Source organism: Luteolibacter sp. (assembly GCF_058122085.1).
Window position 1 is genome coordinate 1 of the sequence record NZ_JBIKBQ010000127.1, and the last position, 11,066, is coordinate 11,066.

10 protein-coding genes and 1 tRNA gene are annotated in these 11,066 nt (G+C 62.1%); 7 read left to right on the forward strand and 4 right to left on the reverse strand.

Annotation, left to right across the window (positions count from 1 at the left end; genetic code table 11):
* The first annotated feature begins 377 nt into the window (after window positions 1–377).
* The 6 genes from AC4DF4_RS16080 to AC4DF4_RS16105 all read left to right on the forward strand — a co-directional run bounded on the left by AC4DF4_RS16080 (window position 378) and on the right by AC4DF4_RS16105 (window position 6,442).
* Window positions 378–629, forward strand: coding sequence for a hypothetical protein (locus AC4DF4_RS16080; protein ID WP_490049128.1), 252 nt, complete (start codon window positions 378–380; stop codon window positions 627–629).
* A 302-nt stretch (window positions 630–931) separates the two neighbouring features.
* Window positions 932–1,519: a hypothetical protein gene (locus AC4DF4_RS16085; RefSeq protein WP_490049129.1), complete on the forward strand. Its 588-nt coding sequence runs from the start codon at window positions 932–934 to the stop codon at window positions 1,517–1,519.
* A gap of 42 nt (window positions 1,520–1,561) precedes the next feature.
* Window positions 1,562–2,794: a cytochrome c biogenesis ResB family protein gene (locus AC4DF4_RS16090; RefSeq protein WP_490049130.1), complete on the forward strand. Its 1,233-nt coding sequence runs from the start codon at window positions 1,562–1,564 to the stop codon at window positions 2,792–2,794.
* Window positions 2,787–4,769, forward strand: a complete 1,983-nt coding sequence (locus AC4DF4_RS16095; protein WP_490049131.1) for a cytochrome c biogenesis protein — start codon at window positions 2,787–2,789, stop codon at window positions 4,767–4,769. Before AC4DF4_RS16090 ends, AC4DF4_RS16095 begins: the two co-directional genes overlap by 8 nt.
* A 48-nt stretch (window positions 4,770–4,817) precedes the next feature.
* Window positions 4,818–5,546 carry a purine-nucleoside phosphorylase gene (locus tag AC4DF4_RS16100; protein WP_490049132.1) on the forward strand — a complete coding sequence of 243 codons (729 nt, stop codon included), beginning with the start codon at window positions 4,818–4,820 and terminating at the stop codon, window positions 5,544–5,546.
* 368 nt (window positions 5,547–5,914) lie between these two features.
* A complete protein-coding gene (locus AC4DF4_RS16105; RefSeq protein WP_490049133.1) occupies window positions 5,915–6,442 on the forward strand; it encodes a hypothetical protein in 528 nt (175 codons plus the stop codon).
* Window positions 6,443–6,460: 18 nt separating this feature from the next.
* On the opposite strand, the gene hemW is transcribed toward AC4DF4_RS16105, so the two are convergent.
* From hemW to AC4DF4_RS16120, 3 genes are all read right to left on the reverse strand, one after another.
* Window positions 6,461–7,546: a radical SAM family heme chaperone HemW gene (gene hemW, locus AC4DF4_RS16110; RefSeq protein ID WP_490049134.1), complete on the reverse strand. Its 1,086-nt coding sequence runs from the start codon at window positions 7,544–7,546 to the stop codon at window positions 6,461–6,463.
* 5 nt (window positions 7,547–7,551) lie between these two features.
* Window positions 7,552–8,319 carry a 3-methyl-2-oxobutanoate hydroxymethyltransferase gene (panB, locus tag AC4DF4_RS16115; RefSeq protein ID WP_490049135.1) on the reverse strand — a complete coding sequence of 256 codons (768 nt, stop codon included), beginning with the start codon at window positions 8,317–8,319 and terminating at the stop codon, window positions 7,552–7,554.
* A gap of 69 nt (window positions 8,320–8,388) precedes the next feature.
* Window positions 8,389–8,463, reverse strand: a tRNA-Glu gene (locus tag AC4DF4_RS16120).
* 210 nt (window positions 8,464–8,673) lie between these two features.
* On the opposite strand from AC4DF4_RS16120, the gene tkt reads away from it, so the two are divergent.
* Window positions 8,674–10,650: a transketolase gene (gene tkt, locus AC4DF4_RS16125; protein WP_490049136.1), complete on the forward strand. Its 1,977-nt coding sequence runs from the start codon at window positions 8,674–8,676 to the stop codon at window positions 10,648–10,650.
* A 213-nt stretch (window positions 10,651–10,863) separates the two neighbouring features.
* Here tkt and AC4DF4_RS16130 read toward each other — a convergent pair.
* Window positions 10,864–11,066 (reverse strand): hypothetical protein (locus AC4DF4_RS16130; RefSeq protein ID WP_490049137.1); only part of this gene is annotated, 203 nt, incomplete at its 5' end.

Genomic DNA, 11,066 nt, shown 5'->3' on the forward strand with positions numbered 1-11,066 from the left:
CTCCACCGGCCCGTCCCAGCGCGAAAGAGCAATCCGAGCTTGCTGGGGAGATCAAGTTCTCGTATCAAATGTCCATCAGCCAGCCCGCTGAGATTTTAACAATTTAACGGAAAGAAAAATTTCCCCTAGCGATATCATCCGACGTTGATGAAATCCTTTCTGGCAATTCTCATGACCACACCTTTCTGACGAGCTCATGCCTTGCCGAAGAGCTGTTCAAAAAGGCCGCCGACCCCGCACCGGGCGACCCGCAATGGCCGGACCAGCTCGGCCAGTTATACTCGCGTCAGTCCCAAAAGGACGCCGCCGCCAAGGCACTCGCAGCCTGTGAAAAGGGCCAGGCTGCGGAACATGAGGACATCTTCAAGTTCTACCGGTTGGACAAGCTGGCGAAGGCGGCGTTTAAAGCCGAAGAAATCGAAAAGGCCTCTCGGTATGCCAATGAATCGCTGACCGCCGCCGCGCGTTTTCCAAAAGACTGGAACCACGGAAACGCCATCCATCACGGCAACAACGTGCTGGGCCGGATCGCCTTGAAACAAGGTGATCTCAAGCTGGCTGCCGAATTGCTTTTGAAAGCAGGCAAGACTCCGGGTTCCCCCAGCTCAACTCATTCGGTCCCAACATGAGTCTCGCCAAGGAATTGTTGGAAAACGGCCAGCGGGAGCCGGTGCTGCAGTATTTCGAGCTTTGCCGGAAGTTTTGGAAATCGGGCGGGAGCGCCTGGACCAGTGGACGAAGGAAGTGAACGCCGGCCTGCCTCCTGATTTCGGCGGGAATCTGGCTTACTGAGTGGTTTCACGCCCTCGCGGATCCACGCCATGCGATTCCTACCCGCAGACGAATGGGGCGGATTTTTGCCCTGTCACCGGCACAGGGGACTCCCCGTTTCTACTTGCGCGGGGCAGGGGGCGGGGTTATCGCCGCTGGCATGAACTACCGCGCCGCCTGCCTGCTTGCCAGCGTTGTGATCTTTTCCTCCTGCCAGGAGAAAAAGGAGATCACCGTCACGGAAACCCGTGCGGCGTCCACTCGCGACGCGGCGCCCAAGCTTTTCGCCTCCAGCGACGAGCGTTTCCGCGACGCCAAGCCGAGCCCGGTCAACGGCGAGACGCCGCAAGGCTGGCTGGCGCTCCCCGCGTCGCAATTCCGCCTGCTCAACTACCGCTTCGGCGAGAGCGGGATGGGCGAGGTCTGGGTTTCCCTCGCTTCCGGCTCGGTGCTCGACAACGTCAACCGCTGGTTCAAGCAGTTCGGCGCGGACCCGGTCGATGCTGGCGCGCTGGAGAAGCTTCCCACCGCCTCCATCGCCGGTTCGACGGGCGTTTTGATCACCGCGGAGGGCGATTACGCGGGCGGCATGGGCGCGCCGCCGAAACCCGGATTCGCGCTCGCTGGCGTGGTCGCATCGGTCAACAGCCAGATCCTCACCGTGAAAATGGTGGGCCCCAAGGCCGAGGTCGAAGCCGCCAAGCCGACGCTCGAGAGCTTCGCCAAGAGCTTGAAGATGGCTGAATGATTGCCCGCTGGAATCTCGTATCGCGACCCGCCTAATTTGATCATGGAAATCTCCGAAACGCCGCCGCCCCGCAAAGCCCCCCGATCCCTTGCCGGGAAAATCTTCGACGTGCTCTCCGGGTTCGGCCTCGCCACCATCACGATGCTGCTGCTCGGCCTGCTGACCTGGTTCGCGACGCTGGAGCAGATCGACAACGGCCTCTATCCGACACTGACCAAGTATTTCGACTGGAAGTCGGTTTTCCTGCTCCCCGAGCTCAACGGCAAGATGGTCCCGCTGCCCCTGCCCGGCGGTTACTGGGTCTGCGCGGTGCTGTTATTGAATTTGATCCTCGGCGGCATCGTCCGGATTCGCAAGGGCTGGCGGCACTATGGAAATCTCATCTCCCACTTCGGCATTATCTTCATGCTCGCCGGCGGCGGCGTGGCCCACCATTTCTCCGAGCGCGGAAACATGGCCGTCCGCGAAGGTGAGTCGTCCAACGCGGCGGAGGATTACTTTGAATACGTCGTCGAGGTCGCCGAGATCAAGGACGGCAAGGCCGGCCAAATCCACGTCATCCGCGGCAAGGAAATCGACGATCTCCAGGACGCGAAGCTGCGCACCTTCCGCCTGCCCGAACTACCCTTCGACCTCCAGCTCACCGGCTATCTGAACAACGCGGTGCCCGTCTCCGCCAACGAGCGCGCGCCCGACCGCCAGCAGCTCATCGCCGACGGTTATTTCCTGATGGAGAAGCCCAAGCTCGCGAAAGCCGAGGAGGCCGAGCGGTTCACCGCCGCCTGCTACGCGCGCATCCTCAATCGCGACGGCGGCAAGTCCGAGCCGTTCATCCTCGCCGGTGCCAGCTTCCATCCTTTTTCCTACCGCTATCAGGACCGCGTCTTCACCGTGGACATGCGTAAGCGGCTGTGGGTGATGCCGTTCACGCTCAAGCTCGACAAGTTCACCGCCGCCTTCCACCCCGGCACCATGCGGCCCGCCAAGTTCGTCAGCAACGTCACCCGCATCGAGAACGGCGGCGAGGCCAAGGTCACCATCCAGATGAACGAACCGATGCGCTACGAGGGGCTCACGTTCTTCCAAGCCAGCTACGGCCCGCCCGGCGCGGGTCCCGGCGACAAGATGTATTCGGTCTTCGAAATTGTCAGGAACCCCGCCGACAAGTGGCCGGAATACAGCCTCTGGATCGTTGCCTTCGGGATGGCCGTCACTTTCCTGATCAAACTCGGCTCGTTCCTCGCCGCCGGCTCACGCAAAAAACGCCATGTCTAACTCATCTTCCAAAGTCGGCCGGTGGATCGCCGCCGCGCTTGCGACGCTCCTGCTCGTTGCCGTGTTTTATAATCTGGTGAAGGACAACATGCCGAAGGGAGAGGTCCGCCAGATTGATGGCTACAACCCGTGGCCGGAGGAAACGCTCAAGATCGCCGAGACGCTGCCGGTCCAGAACGGCGGCCGGATCAAGCCGCTTTCGACCTTCGCCGGATTCACGATGCTCGGTCTGCACGGCGCGCGTTCGATGAAAATCGAAGGCGACGGCGGCAAGGAAATCAAAATCAAGCCGACCGCCTGGCTGATGGACTCCTTGTTCCGCCCGCAGCTCGCGATCAAGTTGCCGACCTTCCGCATCGACAACTCCGCCGTGCTCGAAGCCATCGGCGTGAAACCGCGCGGCAAGCGCGACCGCTACAGCTACGAGGACATCGAGCCGGGCCGCGAGAAACTCGTCGAGCTCACCCAGTCTTACGAAGCGATCGAGAAGGACAAGCGCGATCCCGTCCAGACCCAGACCATCGATCTCGCATATAACCTGCGGAACTACGAGAGTCTGCTCGGCTATTTCGGCTTCGCCCGCTTCGGCGTGACGCTGCATGGTTCCGGTAAGGACGGCGCTGCCGACCAGCGTGCCGACATCAGCGCGGTGATGGCGACCGCGCCGCAAATCCGCCAGCAAATCTCACAGTCCCAGGCACAGGGGAAGGCGATGGATTCCCATCTCCAGGCCTTGATGCAGCAGGTCTTCGATGCCGCGAATTTCGCCAAGTTCGGGCTCTTCATCCTGCCGCCCGCCGATCCCAAAGACCCGATCTGGCTGAGCGCCGGCAACGCGATCATGGTTCCGATCACCGAGACGAAGATTGATCCGCAGCTCGCCATCGCCGACGTCAAGGTTCTCGAAAGCACCGCCCGCTCTGTCACTGATGAAAGCGCTTTCCGCACGGAGCTCACCGCCCTCCGCGACCGCCTCGCCAAGCGCGCCGAAGCCCGCGGCGAATATCGCCACGTCCCGCTGGAAGCCAGCTACTACCAGAAGAACTGGTTTCTCTACGCCCTCGTCTTCTTCATCTTCGGAACCATCACCGCGCTGGCCATGTGGACCGTGGGCCATGGGAAGGCCGGCCGCGTCCTCTACTGGACCACCCTGGCCACCACCACCGCGGGACTTGTCTATTGCATCATTCCCATCGTGAAACGCTGCGTCATCATGCAGCGCCCGCCGGTTGGAAATTTGTATGACACCATCATTTTCATCGGTGCTACCGCAGTGCTCATCGCGCTCATCATGGAGTGGATGACCCGCCGCCGTTTCGCCCTCGGCGTCGCACCCATCCTCGGCACGCTGCTCATCATCCTCGCCCGGCGGTACGAGCTCGGCGACGCCAAGGACAACATGGATCCACTCGTCGCCGTGCTGGATTCCAACTACTGGCTGACCATCCACGTGCTCACCATCACGCTCGGCTACGCCGCCGGACTGCTGAGCGCCTTCCTTTCCTTCATCTATCTGCTCATGCGCGGCCTCGGCCTCGACGACGGCGACAAGGACATCCGCCGCTCGCTGACCCGCGCGGTTTACGGCATGATCTGTCTCACCCTGTTTCTATCACTTGTCGGCACCGTGCTCGGCGGCGTCTGGGCGAACGACTCGTGGGGCCGCTTCTGGGGCTGGGACCCCAAGGAAAACGGCGCGCTGCTCATCGTGCTGTGGACACTCTCCATCCTCCACGCCCGCCTCGGCGGCTACATCAAGGAATGGGGCCTGCACTTCGCCGCCGTCTTCACCGGCGCGGTCGTCACCTTCTCCTGGTGGCACGTGAATTTCCTCGGCGTGGGCCTCCACAACTACGGCTTCACCGCAGGGAAGGGGACCATCTGGCTGTTCTACATCGTCATCCTCGCGATCCTGGTTTTCGGCGTCATCGCCCGCGCCATCGAGGCAAGTGGCAAGGCGCGCGCCGCGGTTTGAGGCGAGCTTTTCAGTTCCATCATCCGCTAAATTCACTATCATCCCCGCATGATTGGAATCGTCCTGGGGTCTGGATTGGGATTGTTAGCCGAAGCCGTTGCCGTCGAGCGCGAAGTCACGTTCGCCGAGGCCGGGCTGCCGGCGTCCTCGGTGCCGGGGCATGCGGGGAAGTTCATCCTCGGGAAATTGGGCGGTGCTCCCGTGGTCCTGATGAAGGGGCGGGTGCATCTTTACGAAGGCCACGGGCCGCGCCTCGTCACGGCGGGCGTGCGCTGGATGGCGGAGCAGGGGATCGGGAAAATCATCCTCACCAACGCGGCGGGCACCTTGAATCCCGACTTCGCGCCCGGCAGTTGGATGATGCTCAGCGACCACATCAACCTCACCCGCTCCTCGCCACTGGAGGGCGCGGATTTCGTCGATCTATCCGTCGCCTACGACGCCGTCTGGCGCGCCGAGTTCCGCACCGCGGCGGAGTCCACCGGCATGGTTCTCCACGAAGGCGTGTATGCCGGGCTGCGCGGCCCGCAGTATGAAACCCCGGCGGAAATCCGGATGCTCCGCACCATCGGCGCGGACGCGGTGGGAATGAGCACCGTGCTGGAAACCATCCAGGCCCGCTCGCTCGGCCTGCCCGTGGCGGGGTTTTCCTGCCTCACCAACTGGGCGGCGGGCATCACCGCGGCGACCTTGGATCATCACGAGGTTTTGGAAACGGGCAAGCAGGCCGCGCAGGCGATGATCGGGCTGCTGACAGAAGTGCTGGGGCGGGACTAACGGGAGGCGGGTTCACCAAGGCGCGGCGATGCATGATCGCCGATGCCCATGGAAAGCCCTTGAAAAGCAATTCTTCCACTCCTGGTCTTGCCATGGACACGGCGGACACGTTCCGCCGCTCCTTGGGAAGAAACAGAAGCGTTGCCATGGCTCTCAATCTCGGCTAGATCTATCATCCGTGACCATGCTGCCCCAACCCCCGCCGGATGCTCCCGCGCCGCCGCCATCGGAAGCAGCGCTTCTTTCTCAGAGGAAATGGAGACAGCTTTTGACCGTTGGTCTTGTTTCGTTGGGCATCGTGGTGTTGCTGGTTTTGATCGCTTCCTTGATTCTCCGCAGTCGTAAAAAAAACCGACCAGACTGAAGCGGTGAGCAACGCCCGGCAGATCGGCCTGGCCTTATTCGAGTTCGAGGCCGAATACGGAAAATTTCCCACCGCGACGACCATCGCTGCGGTGAAGGCTAAAACAGGAACGCTCCTTCCGTTGGGAACGAAAACCTCCAACGACTTTTTCAGGCAACTGATTGCCGCTGAAATCTCCCAAAATGAAGGGATGTTTTACGCGAGAACCGCGGGTGGCCGAAAGCCGGATAATGTTTTCGATGCGACTCATGCCCTGGAAAAGAGAGAATGTGGGTTCACCTACTTTTTGGGAGCCACTGAGAAAGACAATCCCCGCAGGCCATTGGTCGTCGCCCCGATGATACCCGGCACGGATCGTTTCGACCCGAAGCCGTTCAAAGGAAAAGCGGTCATCCTGAAAATGGACAATAGCGTCACCTCGCTATCAATCGACAAGGCCGGCCACGCCATCCTGGACGGCCGGAACCTGATGGACCCGCATCATCCGATCTGGGAGGGACATGCGCCGGTGATCGCGTGGCCGGATCTTTGAAATCCAGTTTCCTTCCCCTTAAACCATCTCGGCTGCGATGGGATCGACGAGGGCGCGGCCGTGGTGGATGAGGATGAGCTGGCCGGCGTCGATGCGGGCGAGGCCTTCATCTGCCAGATTTAGGGCGCGGGCGATGGCGTCCGGGTTGAGGAGGTCGAGGGAAATGCCGTCGCGGGTGCGCAGGCCGAGGGCGATGCGTTCGAGGCGGCGGGCTTCGGCGTCGAGGGTTTCGGATTCCGCCAGGGCGTTTCCGATCGCGGTGATTTGCGAAACATACATCGCGGTGTCCGGCACGTTTTTCGAGCGGATGGAGCCAAGCGTGGAGACGGCGGAGGGGCCGAGGCCGAGGTAGTCCTCGCCGCGCCAGTAGCCTTGGTTGTGGCTGGAGTGGTGGCCGGGCTTGGCGTAGTTGGAGGTTTCGTAGTGATCGAAACCGGCGGCGGTGAGGAGTTCGTCGGCGAGGTGGAAGAACTCGGCGTCGTGGTCCTCGTTCTCGCGCATTTGGCCGCGGCGGAGGGATTCAAAAAAGGCGGTGTCTTCCTCGTAGGTGAGGTTGTAGGCGGAGATGTGGTCAGGATTCAACGAGATCGCGTGCTCCAGTGTTTTCTGCCAGTCGGCCTTGGACTGGCCGGGGATGGAGAACATCAGGTCGATGTTGACCGACGGAATTCCGGCCTCGCGGAGGATGCTGACGGACTCGCTGGCTTGGGCGACGGAGTGCTCGCGGCCGAGGATTTCCAGGACGTGCGGGGTGAACGACTGGATGCCTAACGAGACGCGCGTGACGCCGAGATCGCGGAAGAGTTTCGCCTTGGCGGCGTCGAAGGTGGCGGGGTTGGCTTCGAGGGTGACTTCGTCGAGTTTCGAAAAATCGACGGTGTCGTGGAGCGCGCTGAAGAGCCGGGTGAGGTGGCCGGGCGAGAGCATGCTGGGCGTGCCGCCGCCGAGGTAAATGGTGCGGGGATTTTCCGTGATCCGGGACTTCGCTTCAGCGGCGAGGGCGTCCACGAAGCTGCCGATGGGAGTGTCGCCCGGCGTGTGTTTGTAGAACGAGCAATACGGGCAAACCCGGTGGCAGAAGGGGATGTGGAGGTAGAGAAGCATTCCGATCAAGCGCCCCGCACTCGCGAAACATAGCGGGCGACGGCCTCGCGGGTGAGCGCCGCGACGTCGGCCTCGGGCTTGGCGAAGGGCGGGACGAACCACGGATACGAGCCGAGCAGGTCGGTGATGACCGCGACCTCGCCGTCGCAGTTGTTATTTCCGCAGCCGATGCCGATGGTGGGGACGGCGAGCGACGCGGAAAGCTGGCGGGCGGTTTCCGGGATGATGGATTCGAAGACGATGGCGAAAACTCCGGCCTCGATGATGGCCTGCGCGCCTTCGCGGAGGGCTTCGGTTTGCTCGGGGGTTTTGCCTTTTTTGCGGTAGCCGCCTTCTTCGAGGACGCGCTGGGGAAGCATGCCGAGGTGGCCCATCACGGGAATGCCGGCGGCGGTGATGGCGCGGATTTTTTCCGCCTGGCGGACTCCGCCTTCGAGTTTCACGGCCTCCGCGCCGGCGGCGACGAGGCGGCGGGCGGTTTCCAGCGCTTGCTCGGCCGTGTCGTAGGTGTGGATGGGCAGATCGCCGACGACCAGCGCCCGTGGCTTGGCGCGGGCGACGGCGGCCACGTGGTGGAGCATGTGGTCGAGCGTGACGTGGGTCGTATCGGGAAAGCCGAGGACCACCATGCCGAGCGAGTCGCCTACGAGCAACACGTCCACTCCGCTTTCGTCGAGCAAGCGCGCGGTCGGGTAATCATAAGCGGTCAGCGCCGCGATGGGGCGTCCGCCTTTGCGGGCTTGGAGGGAGTCGGCTTTTTGGAGAGCTGTCACTTTGGAGAAATGAAGATGCGACAAACCTGGATACCAAAAAGCCCCCGCGGGGCGGAGGCTTATTTTATATGGCGACCCGTAAGGGAGTCGAACCCTTCTTGCCAGGATGAAAACCTGGAGTCCTAACCGATAGACGAACGGGTCGTGTGTCGCGAAGCGGGCGGAAAAGAAACTCATCGGGCCGGACCTTGCAAGGTTTTTTAGGCAAAAATTTTCAAGCTGCCGGAATCATGCTGAAAATGAGCGGGTTTTGTCGGATGATTGGCCAATCGTTGATTGCTGGCTTGTCAAGCGGGTGAGGATTTCTAGCCTCTTCGCACCCCGTCCCCGAACTTCAGGGTGGGTGTTGATCTCATGAATACTACCTTGCTTGCCAATACCGCCAATGAAGCCCGTGGCCTCGCCATGAATGCCGTCCATGCCTGTAGTTCCGGCCACCTCGGCCTTCCGCTCGGCTGCGCCGAGGTCGGCGCGGTTTTGTTCGGCGAATCCCTGCGCTATTATCCGGACGCGCCGAAATGGCTGAACCGCGACCGCTTTGTGCTCTCGGCTGGCCATGGCTCGATGTTTCTCTACAGCTGGCTGCATCTCGCCGGTTATGCGGTTTCCCGCGACGATGTGAAAAATTTCCGCCGCCTGCATTCGATCACGCCGGGGCATCCGGAGTTTCATGAGACGCCGGGCGTCGAGGCGACCACCGGCCCGCTTGGCCAGGGCGTGGGCAATGCCGTAGGTTACGCGCTTTCGGGCAAACGCGCCGCCGCCCGCTTCAACACCGCGGAGCACACGATTTTCGACCACCACGTATTCGCCATCCACGGCGACGGCTGCCTTCAGGAAGGTGTCGCCAAGGAGGCGATCGCTTTCGCCGGTCACAACGGCCTCGATAATCTCGTCCTCATTTATGACTCTAACGACGTGACGCTGGACGCGATGGCCGACATCACGCAAGGCGAGGACGCCGAGCAGTATTTCATCTCCCAGCGTTGGGACGCCGTCACCATCGATGGCCACGATCTCTCTGCCATCGCCGCCGCCTTGGAAAAGGCCAAGGCCGACAATAACGGCCGTCCCAAGGTCATCATCGTCAAGACGGTGATTGGCAAAGGCATCCCGGAAGTCGCCGGCACCGCCAAGGGCCACGGCGAAGGCGGCGCGAAATTCATCGAATCCGCCCGCGCGGGTCTCGGACTTCCCGCCGACGAACATTTCTACGTTTCCCCGGAGACGCAGACACATTTTGCCGAGAAAAAGGCAGCTTCCAAGGTCGAGTTCGAAGCATGGCAAGCGACCTACGATGCGTGGGCCGCGGCAAATCCAGCGCTCGCGGCGGAACTAACCGCCGGCGTGGCGCAGTCCGTGCCGGTGGATCTCAGCGAGAAAATCCCTGCGTTCGCCGCGGATTACAAGGACGCGACCCGTTCCGCGGGTGCGACGGTGATCAACGCGGTGGCCAAGGCGATTCCGCAATTCCTCACCGGCAGCGCTGACCTTTTCGGCTCCACCAAGAATTACCTCAAGGACGGCGGTGACTACTCCGCGGCCAATCCGCTCGGCCGCAACATCTGGTTCGGCATCCGCGAGCATGCGATGGGTGCGATCTGCAACGGCATCGCCTACGACGGCCTGTTCCGCGCGAGCGGCGCGACCTTCCTGGTCTTCGCCGACTACCTGCGCGGCGCGATCCGTCTCGCGGCTTTGTCGAATCTGCCTGTCAGCTACATCTTCACCCACGATTCCGTGGGTGTCGGTGAGGACGGCCCGACCCACCAGCCGGTGGAAACCGTTAGCGGTCTGCGCGTGATCCCGAATCTCGACGTCATCCGCCCGGGCGACGCCGAGGAAACCGCCGGTGCCTTCGTCGCCGCCATGAGCCGCACCGACGGCCCGACGGCGTTGATCCTGACCCGTCAGGCGATCCCGCTGATGAACGAACTATCCGTCGAGACCCGCCGCGATGGCGTGCTCCGCGGCGCTTACATCGCCCGCAAGGAAACCGGCGCGTTGACCACGATCCTGATTGGAACGGGTTCCGAGCTCCAGCACGCGATGGCCGCGGCCGCCGAGCTGGGCGACGGAGTCCGCGTGGTTTCCATGCCCTGCTTCGAACGCTTCGAGCGCCAGAGCCCGGAGTATCGCGAAAGCGTGCTGCCGAAAGCCTGCACCAAGCGCATTTCCATCGAGGCCGGCGTCACCGACCTGTGGTGGAAATACGTGGGCACCGAGGGCAAGGCGCTCGGCATCGACCGCTTCGGCATCAGCGCTCCGGGCGATGTGGTGATGAGGGAACTTGGCATGACCAAGGAGGACGTTGTCGCTGCCGCCAAGTGAGACGGAGCTCCTGATGATTCAAACGAACGAGGCCCCACCACTTGGTCGGGCTTCTTCTTTGGAAAAAGATCGCCGTTTGCACGCCACCCCGCGCCGTGTGAGCAGACTAACGAGTGAGGGGCAAATTTCGGACGCTTGCGTTCAAGAATCTTGAAAAACGTGTTAATCTGAATATCCTGCCCCGAATGGCACTAACTTAAGGTGGGTTTGGGTTCAGTGTGGAAATGCCATGACCGCCTTTTCCACGGCGGCGCTGAGACTTCCGGTTTCGGTTGCCAACTCTTCCAAGCGGGTCCGCGCGGCAGGGGATAACAGGACCATGGTGCGGCGCGTCTCACGGGGTTTTCTACCGGAACCGGGACGCTTGCCACCGCGCAGCGAAGTGGCGAGCGCGGCGAGACCGGTCCGCACTTCTG